This window comes from Pseudomonas sp. ok266 (assembly GCF_900110195.1).
GTDB lineage: Bacteria > Pseudomonadota > Gammaproteobacteria > Pseudomonadales > Pseudomonadaceae > Aquipseudomonas > Aquipseudomonas neuropathica.
Genome location: NZ_FOCU01000001.1, coordinates 474595 through 494734, shown reverse-complemented (window position 1 = coordinate 494734; position 20140 = coordinate 474595). Strand labels below are relative to the sequence as shown.

Below are 20140 nucleotides of genomic sequence, written 5' to 3'. Positions count from 1 at the left end.
GACTTTTCAAGGACAGCGCTGCACGGCACAGAAGGTCTGTGCTAATTGTTTGCAGCCCGACGGGCGGCAATCCCGCTTGCACAAGGAGTCACCATGAAGCGCGTGTTCACCGTACTTGGCTTGCTCATCGTTGTTCTGCTTGCCGGCGTCGGCTGGTATGTCTACAGCAAACAACCCACACGCCAGGGCCAGGTTGAACTGCGCAACCTGCAAGGTTCGGTGACCGTGCGCTACGACGAGCGCGGCGTGCCACACCTGCGCGCCGAGAACGAAACCGACCTCTACCGCGCCCTCGGCTACGTGCATGCCCAGGATCGCCTGTTCCAGATGGAAGCCATGCGCCGCCTCGCTCGCGGCGAACTGGCCGAAGTGCTCGGGCCGAAACTGCTCGACACCGACAAACTGTTCCGCAGCCTGCGCATCCGTGAACGCGCGGCCAGTTACGTCGCCAGTCTCGATAAACAGTCACCGGCGTGGAAGGGCCTGCAAGCCTATCTGGATGGCATTAACCAATATCAGGACACCCACGCCGCGCCAATCGAGTTCGACGTGCTGGGCATCCCCAAGCGGCCGTTCACCGCGGAAGACAGCATCAGCGTCGCCGGCTACATGGCCTACAGCTTTGCGGCGGCGTTTCGCACCGAGCCGTTGCTGACCTATGTGCGCGATCAACTCGGCGCTGATTACCTCAAGGTCTTCGATCTCGACTGGCAACCCAATGGTGTGCTGGCCAACGGTCACGCCAAACCTGCGCCGGTCCTCGCCGCCGGCGACTGGAAAGACCTCAACGCCCTTGCCCGCCTCAGCGAACAAGCGCTGATCGACCATGGCCTGCCGCAGTTCGAAGGCAGCAACGCCTGGGTCATCGCCGGCAGCCGCAGCCAGAGTGGCAAACCTCTGCTGGCGGGTGATCCGCACATTCGCTTCTCGGTGCCGTCGGTGTGGTACGAGGCGCAATTGTCGGCGCCGGGCTTCGAGCTGTACGGCCATCATCAGGCGCTGGTGCCGTTCGCGTTTCTGGGGCACAACCTGGATTTCGGCTGGAGCCTGACCATGTTCCAGAACGACGATCTGGACCTGATCGCCGAGAAGGTCAACCCGGATAATCAGAATCAGGTCTGGTATCGCGGCCAGTGGACCGACATGGTCGTCACGCAGCAGCAGATCAATGTAAAGGGCCAGCCGCCGGTCACCCTCACCCTGCGCCAATCGCCCCACGGCCCGATCGTCAACGATGCCCTCGGCACCGCTGCCGGCAAAACGCCGATTGCCATGTGGTGGGCCTTCCTCGAAACGCCGAACCCGATCCTCGAAGGCTTCTACCAGCTCAACCGCGCCGACACGCTGGCCAAGGCCCGCGCCGCAGCGGCGAAAGTGCAGGCGCCGGGGCTGAACCTCGTCTACGCCAACGCCAAAGGCGATATCGCCTGGTGGGCTTCAGCGTTGCTGCCCAAGCGCCCCGCTGGGGTGAGGCCGGAATTCATTCTCGACGGCAGCAGCAATCAGGCGGATAAGGACGGCTTCTACCCGTTCAGCGCCAACCCGCAGGAAGAGAACCCGGCACGCGGCTACATCGTCTCGGCCAACTTCCAGCCGCTGTCGCCGACCGGCATGGAGATTCCCGGTTACTACAACCTCGCCGATCGCGGCCAGCAACTCAATCGCCAGCTCAGCGACAAGAGCGTGAAGTGGACCAACGAAGCTAATCAGAAACTGCAACTGGGCACCGCCACCGGCTACGGCCCGCGCTTGCTGGCGCCATTGCTGCCGGTGCTGCGCGAGGTGGTCAGCGATCCGGCGCAACTGAAACTGGTCGAGCAACTGGCGCAATGGCCGGGCGACTATCCGCTGGACTCGGTCAGTGCGACGGTGTTCAACCAGTTCCTCTACGACCTGGCCGATGCGGCGATGCGTGATGAGTTGGGCAATGATTTTTTCGACACCTTGCTGTCGACGCGGGTGATCGATGCGGCGTTGCCGAAGCTGGCGGCGAACGCCGATTCACCTTGGTGGGATAACCGCAACACGGCGAACAAGGAGACCCGTGCCGATGTCGTGCGCGCGGCGTGGGCGGCGAGCATGCAGCACCTGAAGCTGACCCTCGGCGACAATTCGGCCGAGTGGAAATGGGGCGCGGCGCACACGCTGACCCACGGCCATCCGTTGGGGCAACAGAAACCGCTGGAGCGGATTTTCAATGTCGGGCCGTTTGCCGCGCCGGGCAGTCATGAGGTGCCGAACAACCTCTCGGCGAGGATCGGCCCGGCGCCGTGGCCGGTGACTTATGGGCCGTCGACGCGGCGGTTGGTGGATTTCGCTGACCCGGCGCACGGCTTGACGATCAACCCGGTCGGTCAGAGTGGTGTGCCGTTTGACAGTCACTATGACGATCAGGCTGAGGCGTATGTTGACGGGATGTATGTGCAGGCGCATTTCAATGCCGAAGAGGTGACAGCGAATACGCGCAGTACCTTGAAGTTGTTGCCGGCGCGGGCAGCGCCTTAAAAGCCCCTCACCCTAACCCTCTCCCGGGGGGAGAGGGGACTGACCGAGGTGTCTTTTGTCATACATCGACCTGAAAGAACGGTGTCGATTATGGATTCACAACCGCTCACTCAGGTCGGCGTATCTCGCCAATATCCCCCAATCGGCCCCCTCTCCCTATGGGCGGTCCGACGTTTCGGGAGGGCTGGGGTGAGGGTTAAAGCAGCACCGCAAAATTCAGCCGAAACTGCTGCGGCGTAACCCCCAACCGCCGGTTGAACACCCCGCGCATATGCTGCGCATCCCGAAACCCGCACTGATAGGCCACCGTCTTCAACGGCGCCGCCGTGCTTTCCAGCATCACCCGCGCCGCATCCACCCGCGCCCGCTCGACGAACTCCGCCGGGGTGACTTTGGCTTCCCGGGCAAACACCCGCGAGAAATTGCGCGCACTCATGTTCGCCGCATTGGCCAGATCGGCAATCGTCAGATCGCCCGTGAGATTGGCCAGCACATACAACTGCACCATCGCCACCGCCGAGGTCGGCTCCGCGTGCGGTGTGAGGAATGGGCTGAATTGTGACTGCCCACCGGAACGCTGGGTGAACACCACCAGCCGCTTGGCCACGCTCAACGCTACCTCAGCGCCGTGATCCCGCGCCAGCAGGTACAGCGACAGATCGATTCCCGCCGTGACCCCGGCCGAGGTGTAGAGCGTGCCGTCCTCGACATACAAGCGATCAGCTACGACCTGCGTTGTCGGACACAACTGCGCCAACGCCTCGGCATCGTTCCAGTGGGTGGTGACGGTGCGCGCCTCCAGCAATCCGGCCCGCGCCAGCATAAACGCGCCGTTGCAGATCGAGCCGAAACGCTGCGCCCGTGCGCAGGCCCCGCGCAGCCAACCGTCGAACGTCGCACCGAAATCCATGAAGGGCAGTTGCGGCCCACCGGCGACCAGCAGCAGATCGTAGGCGTCGAGTGCTTCGCTGAAGTGGCGATGGGCATTCAGGGTCAAACCGTTGGAACAGGCCATCGGCCCGTGCTCGACGCCGATTACTTCGAGCCGATAGTGATCCTCGGGCGCCAGGAAGCGATTGGCCTCGGCGAACACATCCATCGGGCCGCTGACGTCCAGCGACTGCACGCCGGGGAACACGACGATGGCGACGGTTTTGGTCATGGCGGAAAGCTCCTTTGGGTCTGACCCGAGTTGGCACGATTTGCAGGTGGATTGGCAAGGATCGCAGCCATGCATCGATTGTCCGCTTCCAGCGCCGGGAACAGACTTTCCCCATCAGCGCCACAACGGCGTTTCAGTGAGGAAACTTGCCATGACCACAACCATCGCCGGCATCAAAATCCCTGACAGCGCCCTCGCCCGGGCCACCACCGAATACATCCGCGACATCGAATCCGACCTGCTCTACCACCACTCGCGCCGGGTCTTTCTGTTCGGCGCGTTGAGCGGCGAGCGCCAGCAACTGGCTTACAACCCGGAGCTGCTGTACGTCGGCGCAATGTTCCATGACCTCGGTCTGGTCGAAGGTCACCGCAGTGATGATGAGCGCTTCGAAGTGGACGGTGCCAACGCAGCGGCGGCGTTTCTCAAACCGTACGGGTTGAGCGATGACGACATCGAGCAGGTCTGGCTGTCGATTGCCCTGCACACCACGCCGGGCGTGCCCAAGCATCTGCGTCCAACAGTGGCGCTGGTGACCGCTGGTGTGGAAATGGACGTGCTGGGGATGGATTACGCGGCGTTCAGCACTGTGCAGCGTGAAGCGGTGGTGCATGCGCACCCGCGTGGGGAAGGTTTCAAGGAGTGCATCATCTGCGCGTTTGCCGATGGCTTGCGGCATCGTCCGCAGACGACGTTTGGCAATGTGAAGACTGATGTCCTGAAGGATCAGCAGCCGGGGTTCAAGCCGATGAACTTTGTTGAAGTCATCCGCCAATCTCCCTGGATTTGAATATCACCAGAAACAACTGAGGGAGCGAGCTTGCTCGCGAATGCGGTGGGTCAGCCAACATTTCAGTGCCTGACACGCCCTCTTCGCGAGCAAGCTCGCTCCCAAAGGGACTGGGGTTGATCACAGATTTGTGATCAACCCCATTTGGCTTACGCCGCTTCCGGCGCCGGGGCGCGACGCACGTCCGGCTGCTTCCACGAATCGGCTGCGCTTTCTTCGATGGCTTGCTGGATGGCTTTCTTGCGCGCTTCTTCGGCACGGCGGCTGAAGAACCAGACCATGAAGGTCACGATCGACACCGCCAGCAGAATCAGACTGGCCACCGCGTTGATCTCAGGCTTCACGCCCAAACGCACCGCCGAGAACACTTCCATCGGCAGGGTCGTCGACCCCGGACCGGAGACGAAGCTCGCCAGCACCAGGTCATCCAGCGACAGCGCGAACGACATCATGCCGCCCGCCGCCAGCGACGGCGCGATCATCGGGATGGTGATCAGGAAGAACACCTTCCACGGCCGTGCACCGAGGTCCATGGCCGCTTCTTCGATCGACAGGTCCAGCTCACGCAGACGCGCCGACACCACCACCGCCACATACGCCGCACAGAATGTGGTGTGGGCGATCCAGATGGTGACGATGCCACGTTCCTGCGGCCAGCCGATCATCTGCGCCATGGCCACGAACAGCAGCAACAGCGACAGACCGGTGATCACTTCCGGCATCACCAACGGCGCTGTGACCAGACCGCCGAACAGCGTGCGGCCCTTGAAGCGGGTGATACGGGTCAGCACGAACGCTGCCAGCGTACCCAGCGCCACCGCAGCGACCGCGGTGTAGCAGGCGATTTCCAGCGAGCGCAACACCGAGCCCATGAGTTGCGTGTTGTCGAGCAAACCGACGTACCACTTGATCGACCAGCCGCCCCACACCGTCACCAGTTTCGAGGCGTTGAACGAGTAGATCACCAGGATCAGCATCGGCAGGTAGATGAACAGCAAACCCAGAACCAGCATCAGGCTGGAGAAACGGAAGCGCTTCATTCTTTACCCTCCATTTCCTTGGCCTGACTGCGGTTGAACAGAATGATCGGCACAATCAGGATCGCCAGCATCACCACCGCCAGCGCGGACGCTACCGGCCAGTCACGGTTGTTGAAGAACTCTTGCCACAGCACCTTGCCGATCATCAGGGTTTCCGGACCGCCAAGCAGTTCCGGGATCACGAACTCACCGACCACCGGGATGAACACCAGCATGCAGCCGGCAATGATGCCGTTCTTGGACAGCGGAATAGTGATCTTCCAGAAGCTGTTGAAGGTGCTCGAACCGAGGTCCGAAGCCGCTTCGAGCAGACTGTTGTCGTGCTTCACCAGGTTGGCGTACAGCGGCAGGATCATGAACGGCAGGTACGAATAAACAACACCGATGTACACCGCGAGGTTGGTGTTGAGGATTTGCAGCGGCTCGTCGATGAACCCCATGCTCATCAGGAAACCATTGAGCAGACCGTTGTTGCTGAGGATGCCCATCCACGCGTAAACGCGGATCAGGATTGCGGTCCAGGTCGGCATCATGATCAGCAATACCAACACCGTTTGCATTTCTTTACGGGCGGTGGCGATGGCGTAGGCCATCGGGTAGCCGATCAGCAGGCAGAGGAGGGTGCTGATGAACGCCATCTTCAACGAGCCGAGGTAAGCGGCGATGTACAACTCGTCGCCCGCCAGCATCGCGTAGTTGCCAAGGTTCAGCAGCAGTTGCAGCTTCTGCTCGGCGTACGTGTAGATCTCGGTGTACGGCGGAATGGCCACGTCGGCTTCGGCGAAACTGATCTTCAGGACGATGAAGAACGGCAGCATGAAGAACAGAAACAGCCAGATGAACGGAACCCCGATGACCAGTTGCCGGCCATTGGGGATTATTCGGTTGATGCGACGTTTGAATTTGCGCATGTTCATGAGCGAAGTACCACGCCGCTGTCGTCTTCCCACCACACGTAGACCTGATCACCCCAGGTCGGACGCGCGCCGCGACGTTCAGCGTTGGCCACAAACGACTGCACCAGTTTGCCGCTCGGCAATTCAACGTAGAACACCGAGTGCCCGCCGAGGTAGGCGATGTCGTGCACCTTGCCGCTGGACCAGTTGTACTCGCAGGTCGGCTGGTCGGCGGTGACCAGCAGCTTCTCCGGGCGGATCGCGTAGGTCACGGACTTGTCCTGCACCGAGGTGCTGATGCCGTGGCCGACGTAGATCTGCCGATCGAGATCCTTACAGGTGATGGTCGCGTGGCCTTCGGCGTCGTCGATCACTTCACCTTCGAAGATGTTGACGTTACCGATAAATTCGCAGACCAGACGGCTGGTCGGGGTTTCGTAGATGTCGATCGGGCTGCCGATCTGGGCGATCCAGCCCAGGTGCATGATCGCGATGCGCTCGGCCATGGTCATGGCCTCTTCCTGGTCGTGGGTCACCATCACGCAGGTCACGCCGACGCGCTCGATGATTTCCACCAGTTCCAGCTGCATCTGCGAACGCAGTTTCTTGTCCAATGCGCCCATCGGCTCATCGAGCAGCAGCAACTTCGGTCGCTTGGCCAGCGAACGTGCCAGCGCCACACGCTGACGCTGACCGCCCGACAACTGATGCGGCTTGCGCTTGGCGTACTGGCTCATCTGCACCAGCTTGAGCATCTCGGCCACACGGGCATCGACCTCGGCCTTGGGAATCTTGTCCTGCTGCAGGCCGAAGGCGATGTTCTGCGCCACGGTCATGTGCGGGAACAAGGCGTACGACTGGAACATCATGTTGATCGGACGTTCGTACGGCGGCATGTCGGTGATGTCGACGCCGTCGAGGAAAATCCGCCCCTCCGTGGGCCGTTCGAACCCTGCCAGCATCCGCAGCAGAGTGGATTTGCCCGATCCCGAACCGCCGAGCAAGGCGAAGATCTCGCCCTTCTTGATTTCCAGGGACACATCGTCCACGGCAATCGTCTCGTCGAACTTCTTCGTGACCCGGTCGATTTTGACCAACACCTGTTTCGGTGTCTGGTCGCCCTCGAGGGCTTTCTTATAGGCGCCGGAGGCAACTGCCATTTACGAAACTCCCAGAAAAAAACAATGCAGTTCGCCCAATGCAGACGAACCCAGGATAGTTTGTGCCTTACTTGCCCGACTTGACCTTGGTCCAGCTGCGGGTCATCAAACGTTGAATATTGGGCGGCAACTCGGTCGACACGTAGGTCTTGTCGAGTACTGCTTGCGGTGGATAAACCGCTTCATCGGTGCGAATGGACTGTTCCATCAGCTTGTCCGAACCCGGGTTGGGGTTGGCGTAACCGACGTAATCACTGACCTGGGCAATCACCTCAGGTTTCAGCAAATAGTTGATGAAGGCGTGGGCCTCTTTGACGCTGGACGAATCCTTCGGAATCGCCAGCATGTCGAACCACAGCGCGCCGCCTTCTTTCGGGATCGAGTACGCGATGTTCACGCCCTTCTTGGCTTCCTCGGCGCGGTGCTTGGCCTGGAAGATGTCCCCGGAGAAACCGATGGCCACGCAGATATCGCCGTTGGCCAGGTCGCCGATGTACTTGGACGAGTGGAAATAGGTCACGTACGGACGCACGGCGAGCAGTTTGGCCGTGGCCTTTTCGTAATCCTTGGTGTTGGTGCTGTTGGCGTTCAGGCCCATGTAGTTGAGCACGGTCGGCATCATTTCATCCGCCGAATCGAGGAACGCGACGCCGCAGCTGTGCAGCTTCTTGATGTTCTCGGGTTCGAACAGCACGCTCCAGGAATCGATCTTGTCGATACCGAGCACTGCCTTGACCTTGTCGACGTTGTAACCGATGCCGTTGGTGCCCCACAGGTACGGCACGGCGTACAGGTTGCCCGGATCGTTTTGCTCCAGACGCTTGAGCAGCACCGGGTCGAGATTGGCATAGTTGGGCAACTGCGACTTGTCGAGTTTCTGGAACGCGCCAGCCTTGATCTGCTTGCCAAGGAAGTGGTTCGACGGCACGACCACGTCGTAACCGGTACGCCCGGCCAGCAGCTTGCCTTCCAGGGTTTCGTTGGAGTCAAAGACGTCGTAGACCGGTTTGATCCCGGTTTCTTTCTGGAAATCGTCCAGCGTGGTCTCGCCGATGTAATCGGACCAGTTATAAATATGTACCGTACCGGCGGCCTGGGCTCCGACGGCGATCGTCAGGCCGGCAGTGGCCAGCAGGGCTTTGCGCAAAGAAGAAAAAATAGGCAAGTGGAGGTCCTCTAAATTAGTTGGGCCCAAGTTGCCCCGCACTGCATGACAGCCATGGCTGCCCGGCAACAAAACCGGCGCGCAACTTACCCTCGAAAAACCGTTCCTGCAAAACTTCCTGTCATTTAATTGATCCGCTGGCCGCCCTCGCGGGGACGACGGCCAGCGGTTGCTGCTTCAAACCGGCTTATTTACCGGATTTGATCTTGGTCCAGCTGCGGGTCATTTCACGCTGGGTCGCTGCCGGCAAGTCGGCGATCGCATACAACTTGGCCTGCACGTCGGCTGGCGGGTAGATGCCTGGATCGCTGGTGATGTCTTTTTCCACCAGTGCGGTTGCAGCGGCGTTACCGTTCGGGAAACGTACGGCGTTGGTGATGCCGGCCATGACTTCAGGCTTCTGCAGGAAGGTCATGAACTTGTAGGCGCCTTCAACGTTTTCGGCATCTTTAGGGATGGCGACCATGTCGAAGAAGCTGCCCGCGCCTTCTTTCGGAATGGCGTAGCTGACTTTCACCTTGTCACCGGCCTCGGCGGCACGCGACTTGGCCTGCTGCACGTCACCCGAGTAGCCGACCGCTACGCAGATGTTGCCGTTGGCCAGGTCCGAGATGTACTTGGAGGAGTGGAAGTAGGTGATCGAAGGACGAATCTTGAGGAACAGTTCCTCGGCTTTCTTGATGTCTTCTTTCTTCTGGCTGTCGGTTGGCAGGCCCAGGTAGTGCAGCGCTACCGGGAGCATTTCGGTCGGCGAATCGAGGAAGCTCACGCCGCAGCCCTTGAGTTTGGCGATGTTCTCCGGCTTGAGCAGCACGTCCCACGAATCGATGGTGTCGACGCCCAGCGCAGCCTTGACCTTCTCCGCGTTGTAACCGATGCCGATCGAGCCCCACATGTACGGGAAGGCGTGCTTGTTGCCCGGGTCGCTGACCGACACGGCCTTGAGCAGGTCCTGGTTGAGGTTCTTCCAGTTAGGCAGCTTGGACTGGTCCAGCTCCTGGTAAACGCCAGCCTTGATCTGCTTGGCCAGGAAGTTGTTCGACGGTACGACCACGTCATAGCCGGACTTGCCCGCGAGCAGTTTGGCTTCCAGGGTTTCGTTACTGTCGAATACGTCGTAGACCACCTTGATCCCCGACTCTTTCTCGAAGTTGGCGATGGTGTCCGGCGCGATGTAATCCGACCAGTTATAGACGTGCAGTACTTTGTCGTCCGCTTGAACCGCACCCGCCATCATGCCCGCCACGGACAGCGCGAGAAGTGTCTTGCCAGCAAGCTTTTTACCTAATGCCTTCATGCGTCATGCTCCAAATTTTTCTTTTTTGAACCACTTTGTTCAGCGGCCGAACCCGGACAACTGGAACCGCGGTTAGTCTGGCAAGATCCGAGGCGGTCTTTCAAGAAAAGACCGGCCTTTCTGACAGCTTTGAGCGAGAGCGCCGCAGCTCCCCCGCTCAGAGCCTAGCACTTAGCCTTGCAACGCACTGAGGGTCAGGTCCAGACACTTGCGTGCCTTGGTCACCAGCTCATCGATCTCGGCTTTGCTGATCACCAGCGGCGGCGCGATGATCATGGTGTCGCCCACAGCGCGCATGATCAGGCCATTGTCGAAGCAGAACTGGCGGCAGATCATGCCGACGCCCTTGCCTTCATAACGCTTGCGCGTGGCCTTGTCCTGCACCAGCTCGATCGCGCCCAACAGACCAACCCCGCGAACTTCACCCACCAACGGGTGATCGCTCAGTTCCCGCAGACGTTTCTGCAAATACGGTGCCGTTTCGTTGCGGGCGTTCTCGATAATTTTTTCGTCGCGCAGAATGCGGATGTTTTCCAGGCCCACCGCTGCTGCCACCGGGTGACCGGAGTAAGTAAAGCCGTGGTTGAAATCGCCGCCTTCGTTGAGCACCGCCACAACGGAGTCGCGAACGATCAGGCCACCCATCGGGATGTAGCCGGAAGTCAGGCCTTTGGCGATGGTCATCATGTCGGGCGCAAGGTCGTAGAAATCGCTACCGAACCACTCACCGGTACGGCCGAAACCACAAATCACTTCGTCGGCGACGAAGAGGATGTCGTACTTGGCGAGGATTTCCTTGATGCGCGGCCAGTAGCTGTCTGGCGGAATGATCACGCCGCCGGCGCCCTGGATCGGCTCGGCAATAAAGGCACCGACGTTGTCGACGCCGACTTCGAGAATCTTCTCTTCCAGCTGGTTGGCCGCCCAGATACCGAACTCTTCCGGGGACATGTCGCCACCCTCAGCGAACCAGTACGGCTGCGCGATATGAACGATGCCCGGGATCGGCAAGTCGCCTTGTTCGTGCATATACGTCATGCCACCGAGGCTCGCGCCGGCTACGGTCGAACCGTGATAACCGTTCTTGCGGCTGATGATGACTTTCTTGTTCGGCTGGCCTTTGATCGCCCAGTAGTGGCGAACCATACGCAGCATGGTGTCGTTGCCTTCGGAGCCAGAGCCGGTGAAGAACACGTGGTTCATGCCTTCCGGTGCCACGTCGGCAATCGCCTTGGCCAGTTCCAGTGCCGGCGGGTGCGCGGTCTGGAAGAACAGGTTGTAGTACGGCAGTTCGCGCATTTGTTTGGCGGCCGCATCGGCCAGCTCATCACGACCATAACCGATAGCCACGCACCACAGACCAGCCATGCCGTCGAGAATCTTGTTGCCTTCGCTGTCCCACAGGTAAACGCCCTTGGCGTTGGTAATGATCCGCGGGCCCTTCTCTTTCAGTTGCTTGAAGTCGCTGAACGGGGCCAGGTGGTGATCATTGCTGAGTGCTTGCCACTCGCGGGTTTGCGGGTTGTTGCTGGTCATGCCAATTCTCCTTGTTATCGGTGAAGGCGCGGCTGCTGCCAGCCGCGCCCGGCGTATCAGACGGCGAAGAGCAGGTACTCACGCTCCCAGGAACTGATCACGCGCTTGAAGTTTTCATGCTCGGCCCGTTTTACCGCGACGTAGCCAGTGATGAAGGTTTTGCCCAGGTACTTCTCGATGGTCGCGCTGTTTTCCATACGTTCCAGTGCGTCTTCGATGGTCAGTGGCAGGCGCAGGTTGCGGCGCTCATAACCACGGCCCACCACCGGCGCGCTCGGGTTCAGGCCTTCGATCATGCCGATGTAGCCGCAGAGCAGGCTCGCGGCAATCGCCAGGTACGGGTTGGCGTCGGCGCCCGGCAAGCGGTTTTCCACACGGCGGTTCTGCGGGCCGGCATCGGGTACGCGCAGGCCCGCGGTGCGGTTCTCTTCGCCCCACTCCACGTTCACCGGTGCCGAGGTATCCGGCAGGAAGCGGCGGAACGAGTTGACGTTCGGCGCGAACAGCGGCAACAACTCAGGAATCAGTTTCTGCAAACCACCGATGTGATGCAGGAACAACTGGCTCATGGTCCCGTCTTCATTGGAGAAGACGTTCTTGCCGGTTTCGATGTCGATGATGCTCTGGTGCAAATGCATCGCGCTGCCCGGCTCGCCGGTCATTGGCTTGGCCATGAAAGTCGCGGCCACGTCGTGCTTGAGTGCTGCTTCACGCATGGTGCGCTTGAACACCAGAATCTGGTCGGCCAGCGACAGTGCGTCACCGTGACGGAAGTTGATTTCCATCTGCGCCGTGCCGTCTTCGTGGATCAGCGTGTCGAGGTCCAGCTCCTGCAGTTCGCACCAGTCGTAGACGTCTTCGAACAGCGGATCGAATTCGTTCGCCGCTTCAATGGAGAACGACTGACGACCGATTTCCGGACGGCCCGAACGGCCAATCGGAGGCTGCAACGGATAGTCAGGGTCGTCGCTGCGCTTGGTCAGGTAGAACTCCATTTCCGGCGCGACGATCGGCTGCCAGCCCTTGTCGGCATAGAGTTTGAGGACTTTCTTGAGGACGTTGCGCGGCGACAGCTCGATCGGGTTGCCCTGCTTGTCGTAGGTGTCGTGGATTACCTGGGCGGTCGGCTCGATGGCCCACGGCACCAGGTACACGGCGTTCTGGTCGGGGCGGCAGATCATGTCGATGTCGGCCGGGTCTAGCAGTTCGTAATAGATGTCGTCTTCGACGTAGTCGCCGGTCACGGTCTGCAACAGCACGCTTTCTGGCAGGCGCATGCCTTTTTCGGCGATGAACTTGTTGGTCGGCGAGATCTTGCCCCGGGTGATACCGGTCAAGTCGGCGATCATGCATTCGACTTCTGTGATCTTGTGGTCTTTCAACCAATCGGTGAGCTGGTCGAGGTTGTTACTCATAAATGCCTCTGGGCTGAGTCTCCTGACAGGATGTCAGGCAAAGTTTGACGCTTTGAGCGTCGCGTTAAAGGGGGCTTGCTCGCGCAGTACCGGCTTACGCCTGGCACCGCGCATAGACAATGAAAGAGGAGCTTACCTGCCCTTTACGCTGGCGTTGCATTTCCTGTGCACAGACGAGGCGTGCAGAATCATGAGCACGGCTGGGCACGCGACACAGGCTTTGGGAGTGAAAGCGATCTATATTGGAAGGGGACGCCATAAACAGGATGCTGTCCCGTACGTCCAGAATATCGGACGCTTGCGCTTGAGCGACCATGGACGGGAACATCGTCGGCAACGGTTCAGCCATGCTGGCTGCGCTACGGACGGATTTTTCGCCACTGATGTGATGAGCATGCAGACCGGACTGTTGCGAGCAGTCGGTGATGCCGATTAACGGCAGGCGAGACATGAAGCACCCCGGTATTATTGCTGTTATGGGTTTGATCGGAGCTTAGCCTTGTTCATTTTTTTACACAACACCCCCGTAAAAAATACAACACGGCCTGCTCAAGCCCGCGGGTGGCAAGCTTCCTCAGGACAAAAAACTGCCCAAAAATGCCCCATAAATGCCCTCACAGCGCTTTTTTAGGGCAAAAAAGGCCTCGCTTGACTTCGGCAGGCCGTTCGGGTTGACTGAAACCAGAAAAGATCAATGATTGATATTTTTAACAACAAAGGTGTTGCATCATGTCGGTACCCCCGCGTGCCGTTCAGCTTAACGAAGCGAACGCGTTCCTTAAGGAACATCCTGAGGTTCTGTACGTTGACCTTCTGATTGCGGATATGAATGGTGTGGTGCGCGGCAAGCGCATTGAACGCACCAGCCTCCACAAGGTTTACGAGAAAGGCATCAACCTGCCGGCCTCTCTATTTGCTCTGGATATCAACGGTTCGACGGTGGAAAGCACCGGCCTGGGCCTGGACATCGGCGACGCCGATCGTATCTGCTATCCAATCCCCGATACCCTGTGCAACGAGCCATGGCAGAAGCGCCCGACTGCGCAACTGTTGATGACCATGCACGAACTCGAAGGCGACCCGTTCTTCGCCGATCCGCGCGAAGTGCTCCGTCAAGTTGTTGCAAAGTTTGACGAACTGGGCCTGACCATTTGCGCCGCATTTGAACTAGAGTTCTACCTGATCGACCAGGAGAACGTGAACGGCCGTCCTCAGCCGCCACGCTCGCCGATCTCCGGCAAACGCCCACACTCGACGCAGGTCTACCTGATCGACGACCTCGACGAATACGTTGACTGCCTCCAGGACATTCTGGAAGGCGCCAAAGAGCAAGGCATTCCGGCCGACGCCATCGTCAAGGAAAGTGCCCCGGCGCAGTTCGAAGTGAACCTGCACCACGTAGCCGACCCGATCAAGGCCTGCGACTACGCGGTCCTGCTCAAGCGCCTGATCAAGAACATCGCGTACGACCATGAAATGGACACCACCTTCATGGCCAAGCCGTATCCGGGCCAGGCAGGTAACGGTCTGCACGTACACATCTCGATTCTGGATAAAGAAGGCAAAAACATTTTTGCCAGCGAGGATCCCGAGCAGAACGCCGCGCTGCGTCACGCGATCGGCGGTGTGCTCGAGACCCTGCCCGCGCAGATGGCGTTCCTCTGCCCGAACGTCAACTCCTACCGTCGTTTCGGCGCACAGTTCTACGTGCCGAACTCGCCGTGCTGGGGTCTGGACAACCGCACCGTGGCGATTCGCGTACCGACCGGCTCTGCCGATGCCGTGCGTATCGAACACCGCGTGGCCGGTGCCGACGCCAACCCGTACCTGCTGATGGCTTCGGTACTGGCCGGCGTGCATCACGGTCTGACCAACAAGATCGAGCCAGGCGCGCCAGTCGAAGGCAACAGCTACGAGCAGAACGAGCAAAGCCTGCCGAACAACTTGCGCGATGCCCTGCGTGAGCTGGACGACAGCGAGGTGATGGCCAAGTACATCGATCCGAAATACATCGATATTTTCGTCGCCTGCAAGGAAAGCGAGCTGGAGGAGTTCGAACACTCCATCTCCGACCTTGAGTACAACTGGTATCTGCATACCGTGTAAGCGGTTGTAGCGCCAAACAGAACGCCGTCGGCTGACTCAGCCCACGGCGTTTTTTTATGGCCGCCTGCGGCGGTTCGCGAGCAAGCTCGCTCCCACAATTAATCTCCAGTGAACATGAATACTGTGCACACAGAGCCTCCCTGTGGGAGCGAGCTTGCTCCGGGCGGCGTTCCGACGAAAGCGGCCGACAAGACAACACACAAGCCGGCTCGTACAATGCCCGCTGCCCCGCAGGAGACTTCCATGACGCGACCCGCCCCCGTCCGCAAACCCCGTGCCCGCAGTCAGGCGCGCATCGATTCGATACTCGACGCCGCGCGTACATTGCTGGCCGCCGAGGGTGTGGCGAGTCTGTCGATCTACAGCGTCGCCGAGCGCGCGCAGATTCCGCCCTCCTCCGTGTACCACTTCTTCGCCAGCGTCCCGGCGTTGCTTGAGGCACTGACGGCAGATGTGCACGCCGCGTTTCGCGCCTGCCTGCAAGCGCCGATCGATCACGAAGCTTTGCGTGACTGGCGCGATCTGTCGCGGTTGGTTGAGCAACGGATGCTGGAGATCTACGATGAAGACGCGGCGGCACGGCAGTTGATCCTTGCCCAGCATGGTCTGACCGAAGTCACTCAGGCTGACCGTCAGCACGATATTGAACTGGGCGACCTGATGCACAAGCTGTTCGATCATCACTTCGAATTGCCTAGGCTGCCGAAGGATGTCGATGTGTTCGCCCTGGCGATGGAGTTGGGTGATCGGGTATATGCGCGTTCGGTGCAGCAGCATGGGCAGATCACGCCGCGCATGGCCGAGGAAGGCATGCGCGTGTTTGATGCCTATATCGGCCTGTATCTGCCGCCGTATCTACCCAAAAGATCTCTAGTGCTCTGACTGGCCCTTTCGCGAGCAAGCTCGCTCCCACAGTGATTTGTAGTGAATACAACATCTGTGGGCAACACCGAACCTGTGGGAGCGAGCCTGCTCGCGAAGGCCGCACCGCAGTTTTCAGATCAGGCACAAAAAACCCCGAAGGGCTCACGCCCTCCGGGGTTGTTTTTTACTCACCGGTTTACAACTTGGCGATCGACACCTCGGTGGATTTCACAAAGGCGATCACTTCGCTGCCGACCACCAGTTCCAGCTCCTTGACCGAGCGGGTGGTGATCACCGAAGTGACGATGCCGGAAGCGGTTTGCACGTCGATTTCCGACAGCACGTCGCCGAGGACGATTTCCTTGATCGAGCCTTTGAACTGGTTACGGACGTTGATGGCTTTGATAGTCATGGCAATGATTCCTGTCGTTTGCTTGAGTTATTGAGCCCAACGCAGTTGCGTAGGCAGTGGTGAAACAGGTTCCGGCGCCGGCGGTTCGCCGGGCAGGGAGAGAACACGGTTAAGCACTTCGGTTTCCAGCGCCGCCAGTCGGTGCGAACCACGCACTCGCGGCCGCGGCAGTTCGACATGCAGATCGAGGCCCACTTCGCCGTCCTCGATCAGAATCACCCGGTCGGCAATCGCCACCGCTTCACTGACGTCGTGAGTCACCAGCAGCACGGTGAAGCCGTGTTGCTGCCAGAGACGTTCGATCAGTTGCTGCATTTCAATGCGGGTCAGTGCGTCCAGTGCGCCGAGCGGTTCGTCGAGCAGCAGCAGACGCGGTTGATGGATCAGCGCCCGCGCCAGTGCAACCCGCTGCTTCTGTCCGCCAGATAACGCCGCCGGCCACTCATTGGCACGATCCGCCAGACCGACTGCTTCCAGCGCATCCAGTGCTTGCTGACGCCAGTTGCCCTTGAGCCCAAGGCCAACGTTGTCGATGATCTTTTTCCACGGCAGCAGACGTGCTTCCTGGAACATCAATCGGGTGTCTTCCCGCGCATCGCTGAGCGGCGCAGAACCGGCGAGCAAATCGCCGCCAGTCGGTTGATCGAGCCCAGCGAGCAAACGCAGCAAGGTACTTTTGCCACAGCCACTGCGCCCGACCACGGCGACAAACTGCCCCGCCGGAATGTGCAGATCAATGTCACGCAGCACCTGCCGCGCGCCGAAGGTTTTCTGCAGGTTGCGCACTGCCAGCGGAATCCCGCGCAGCAGGCGTGGAGGTTGTTGAGCGGTCATGCTGCACCTCCTTTGGCAACCTGATAGGCCGGGTGCCAGCGCAACCACACACGTTCAAGTCCACGTGCCGCAAGGTCAGCGAGTTTGCCGAGCACCGCGTAAAGCAGGATCGCCAGCACCACCACGTCGGTCTGCAAGAACTCGCGGGCATTCATCGCCAGATAGCCGATGCCCGAGCTGGCGGAAATGGTTTCGGCGACGATCAGCGTCAACCACATAAAGCCCAGCGCGAAACGCACACCAACCAGAATCGAAGGCAGCGCACCCGGCAGAATCACCTGCCAGAACAGACTGAAACCGCTCAAGCCATAGCTGCGCGCCATCTCCACCAGCGCCGGGTCGACGTTGCGGATGCCGTGATAAGTGTTGAGGTAGATCGGGAACAGCGTGCCCAGCGCCACCAGAAAAATCTTCGCCGACTCGTCGATGCCGAACCACAAAATCACCAGCGGAATCAGTGCCAGGTGCGGCACGTTGCGGATCATCTGCACCGAACTGTCGAGCAGGCGTTCGCCCCACTTCGACAGACCGGTAATGAAACCCAAGGCAAGACCGATGCTGCCGCCGATGGTGAAACCGAGGGCTGCACGCCAGCCACTGATGGCCAGGTGCGTCCAGATCTCGCCGCTGCGCACCAGGCTCACGCCGGCCTCGATCACCGCCACCGGTGCCGGCAGAATCCGTGTCGACAACCAACCCGCCGACACCGACAACTGCCACACCGCCAGCAACAACACCGGCAACGCCCAGGGCGCGAGGCTGTGGATGATTTTCTTCATGGCGCGCCTCAGCTCTGCGACGCGGCTTTGGGAAGAATGTCGTTGGCGACCATCTCGCCGAACGGGCTGACATAACCGGCGCTTTTCGGCAGTTCCGGGCGCTCGATGTCGAGGTGCGGGAACAGCAGTTCAGCGACGCGGTACGACTCTTCGAGGTGTGGATAACCGGAGAAGATAAAGGTGTCGATGCCCAGATCGGCGTATTCCTTCACACGCGCGGCCACGGTCGGGCCATCGCCGACCAGCGCCGTACCGGCACCACCACGCACCAGACCGACGCCGGCCCAGAGGTTAGGGCTGACTTCGAGGTTGTCGCGACTGCCGCCGTGCAGGGCGGCCATGCGTTGTTGGCCAACCGAATCGAACCGCGCCAGCGAAGCCTGAGCACGAGCGATGGTGTCGTCGTCCAAGTGCGAGATCAGCCGATCCGCCGCTTGCCAGGCTTCAGCGTTGGTTTCACGGACGATCACATGCAGACGAATGCCGAAGCGCACGGTGCGGCCGAGCTTGGCGGCTTTGGCGCGCACCTGTTCGATCTTCTCCGCAACCGCTGCGGGCGGCTCGCCCCAGGTCAAGACCATTTCCACTTGTTCTGCAGCCAGATCCTGCGCCGCTTCCGAAGAACCACCGAAGTACAGCGGCGGACGCGGTTGCTGGATCGGCGGATAGAGCAACTTCGCGCCTTTCACGCTGATGTGCTGACCGTCGTAATCGACGGTTTCGCCTTCCAGCACACGACGCCAGATGCGGGTGAATTCCACCGAAGCCTGATAGCGTTCTTCGTGGCTGAGGAACAGACCGTCGCCGGCCAATTCTTCCGGGTCACCGCCGGTGACCAGATTGAACAGCGCACGGCCGCCGGACAGGCGATCAAGGGTCGCAGCCTGTCGCGCCGCGACCGTCGGGGAAATGATCCCGGGGCGCAGAGCCACGAGGAATTTCAGGCGCTGGGTCACCGGGATCAGCGACGCTGCCACCAGCCATGAGTCTTCGCAAGAACGGCCGGTAGGAATCAGCACACCGCCGAATCCCAGACGATCCGCCGCTTGCGCGACCTGTTGCAGATAACCGTGGTCGACGGCGCGAGCGCCTTCGGCGGTGCCAAGGTAATGGCCGTCGCCGTGGGTAGGCAGGAACCAGAAGATATTGAGGCTCATGGAGTGGTCTCCTTAGGAATTCGAATTACTGCGCTTTAGCCACAGCGGCCGGTGGTGTCCAGATCACATCCTTGATGCTCAATGGCTTGGGAATCAGCTTGAGCTGGAAGAACGTGTCGGCGATTTTCTGCTGCGCGGCGACCACTTCCGGGGTCAGGAACAGTGCGCCGTAGCCCTGGCGTTTCACCGAGGTCAGGGTGATGTCCGCCGGCAGACCGAGCAGTGGCGCAACCTGTTGGGTCACGTCTTCAGGGTTGGCTTTGGACCACTCGCCGACTGCGCGCACTTCCTCGACGAGGGTCTTGATCACCTGAGGATTTTTCTCGGCGTAAGGCTTGGTCGCGAGGTAAAACTGGTGGTTGTCGACGATGCCTTTACCGTCGCGCAGGGTGTGCGCTTGCAGCTGTTTTTCAGCAGCAGCCTGGTACGGATCCCAGATGACCCAGGCGTCGACACTGCCACGTTCGAACGCGGCGCGGGCATCGGCGGGCGGCAGGAAGACGGTTTGAATATCGGTGTATTTGAGGCCGGCGTCTTCCAGTGCACGCACCAGCAGGTAGTGGACGTTGGAGCCTTTGTTCAGTGCGACCTTCTTGCCCTTGAGATCGGCCACCGATTTGATCGGCGAGTCTTTCGGCACAAGGATCGCTTCGCTGTTCGGCGCTGGCGGTTCGTAGGCAACGTAAAGCAGATCGGCGCCGGCCGCCTGAGCGAACACCGGTGGAGTTTCGCCGGTGACACCGAAGTCGATCGAGCCGACGTTCAGGCCTTCCAGCAGTTGCGGGCCGCCGGGGAATTCAGTCCATTGCACGTCGACGTCTTGGGCGGCCAGACGTTTTTCCAAAGTGCCCTTGGCTTTGAGCAGCACCAGCGTGCCGTATTTCTGATAACCGATCCGAAGGGTCTCGGCTTGAGCTTGAGTGATGGCGCCGAAGGTGACAGCCGCAGCAAACAGAGCGACCAGACCACGACGCAAAAATACAGTGCGCATAGCGCTCTCCTTTTTGCTGTTGGGTTTTGGC

18 protein-coding genes are annotated in these 20140 nt (G+C 60.1%); 4 read left to right on the top strand and 14 right to left on the bottom strand.

From position 1 onward, the window contains the following. Positions 1–93 precede the first annotated feature (93 nt). The gene (locus BMY54_RS02335; protein ID WP_093429783.1) at positions 94–2505 is read left to right on the top strand and encodes a penicillin acylase family protein; all 2412 of its coding nucleotides are present in this window, start codon (positions 94–96) and stop codon (positions 2503–2505) included. A 196-nt stretch (positions 2506–2701) separates the two neighbouring features. On the opposite strand, the gene BMY54_RS02330 is transcribed toward BMY54_RS02335, so the two are convergent. Then, positions 2702–3667, bottom strand: a complete 966-nt coding sequence (locus BMY54_RS02330) for a GlxA family transcriptional regulator (RefSeq protein ID WP_093429782.1) — start codon at positions 3665–3667, stop codon at positions 2702–2704. 151 nt (positions 3668–3818) lie between these two features. Here BMY54_RS02330 and BMY54_RS02325 point away from each other — a divergent pair, with 151 nt between their 5' ends. Beyond that, a complete protein-coding gene (locus tag BMY54_RS02325) occupies positions 3819–4457 on the top strand; it encodes an HD domain-containing protein (protein WP_093429781.1) in 639 nt (212 codons plus the stop codon). A 149-nt stretch (positions 4458–4606) separates the two neighbouring features. On the opposite strand, the gene BMY54_RS02320 is transcribed toward BMY54_RS02325, so the two are convergent. From BMY54_RS02320 to BMY54_RS29735, 8 genes are all read right to left on the bottom strand, one after another. Continuing rightward, a complete protein-coding gene (locus BMY54_RS02320) occupies positions 4607–5497 on the bottom strand; it encodes an ABC transporter permease subunit (protein WP_093429780.1) in 891 nt (296 codons plus the stop codon). Then, positions 5494–6375 (bottom strand): ABC transporter permease subunit, encoded by an 882-nt coding sequence (locus BMY54_RS02315; RefSeq protein WP_175559545.1) that lies wholly within the window; start codon positions 6373–6375, stop codon positions 5494–5496. Before BMY54_RS02315 ends, BMY54_RS02320 begins: the two co-directional genes overlap by 4 nt. A gap of 35 nt (positions 6376–6410) precedes the next feature. Next, on the bottom strand, positions 6411–7553 hold the full coding sequence (locus BMY54_RS02310) for an ABC transporter ATP-binding protein (RefSeq protein WP_034151965.1): 1143 nt from the start codon (positions 7551–7553) through the stop codon (positions 6411–6413). A gap of 67 nt (positions 7554–7620) precedes the next feature. Beyond that, positions 7621–8718: a polyamine ABC transporter substrate-binding protein gene (locus BMY54_RS02305; RefSeq protein ID WP_093429778.1), complete on the bottom strand. Its 1098-nt coding sequence runs from the start codon at positions 8716–8718 to the stop codon at positions 7621–7623. Positions 8719–8905: 187 nt separating this feature from the next. Continuing rightward, positions 8906–10015, bottom strand: coding sequence for a polyamine ABC transporter substrate-binding protein (locus tag BMY54_RS02300; protein ID WP_093429777.1), 1110 nt, complete (start codon positions 10013–10015; stop codon positions 8906–8908). Positions 10016–10186: 171 nt separating this feature from the next. Beyond that, the gene (locus tag BMY54_RS02295) at positions 10187–11551 is read right to left on the bottom strand and encodes an aspartate aminotransferase family protein (protein ID WP_093429776.1); all 1365 of its coding nucleotides are present in this window, start codon (positions 11549–11551) and stop codon (positions 10187–10189) included. Between the two features lie 56 nt (positions 11552–11607). After that, complete coding sequence (locus BMY54_RS02290; protein ID WP_093429775.1) at positions 11608–12966, bottom strand: glutamine synthetase family protein; 1359 nt, start codon at positions 12964–12966, stop codon at positions 11608–11610. A 94-nt stretch (positions 12967–13060) separates the two neighbouring features. Continuing rightward, positions 13061–13417, bottom strand: coding sequence for a gamma-glutamyl-gamma-aminobutyrate hydrolase family protein (locus BMY54_RS29735; protein WP_139213374.1), 357 nt, complete (start codon positions 13415–13417; stop codon positions 13061–13063). Positions 13418–13695: 278 nt separating this feature from the next. Between BMY54_RS29735 and BMY54_RS02280 the strand changes: the two genes are divergently transcribed. After that, entirely contained in the window at positions 13696–15072 is a 1377-nt protein-coding gene (locus tag BMY54_RS02280; RefSeq protein WP_038358985.1) for a glutamine synthetase family protein, read from the top strand. Positions 15073–15315: 243 nt separating this feature from the next. Next, the gene (locus BMY54_RS02275; RefSeq protein WP_093429773.1) at positions 15316–15954 is read left to right on the top strand and encodes a TetR/AcrR family transcriptional regulator; all 639 of its coding nucleotides are present in this window, start codon (positions 15316–15318) and stop codon (positions 15952–15954) included. A gap of 178 nt (positions 15955–16132) precedes the next feature. Here the strand turns inward: BMY54_RS02275 and BMY54_RS02270 are convergent, their stop codons facing one another. Genes BMY54_RS02270 through BMY54_RS02250 form a run of 5 tightly spaced genes read right to left on the bottom strand, consistent with a single transcriptional unit; the run spans position 16133 to position 20109 of the window. After that, a complete protein-coding gene (locus BMY54_RS02270) occupies positions 16133–16348 on the bottom strand; it encodes a TOBE domain-containing protein (RefSeq protein WP_003229256.1) in 216 nt (71 codons plus the stop codon). 27 nt (positions 16349–16375) lie between these two features. Then, complete coding sequence (gene ssuB / locus BMY54_RS02265) at positions 16376–17182, bottom strand: aliphatic sulfonates ABC transporter ATP-binding protein (protein WP_093429772.1); 807 nt, start codon at positions 17180–17182, stop codon at positions 16376–16378. Beyond that, positions 17179–17961, bottom strand: coding sequence for an aliphatic sulfonate ABC transporter permease SsuC (gene ssuC / locus BMY54_RS02260; RefSeq protein WP_093429771.1), 783 nt, complete (start codon positions 17959–17961; stop codon positions 17179–17181). Before ssuC ends, ssuB begins: the two co-directional genes overlap by 4 nt. An 8-nt stretch (positions 17962–17969) precedes the next feature. Further along, positions 17970–19118 carry an FMNH2-dependent alkanesulfonate monooxygenase gene (ssuD, locus tag BMY54_RS02255; protein ID WP_007939251.1) on the bottom strand — a complete coding sequence of 383 codons (1149 nt, stop codon included), beginning with the start codon at positions 19116–19118 and terminating at the stop codon, positions 17970–17972. Positions 19119–19143: 25 nt separating this feature from the next. After that, positions 19144–20109 carry a sulfonate ABC transporter substrate-binding protein gene (locus BMY54_RS02250; protein ID WP_093429770.1) on the bottom strand — a complete coding sequence of 322 codons (966 nt, stop codon included), beginning with the start codon at positions 20107–20109 and terminating at the stop codon, positions 19144–19146. Between the last annotated feature and the right edge of the window lie 31 nt (positions 20110–20140).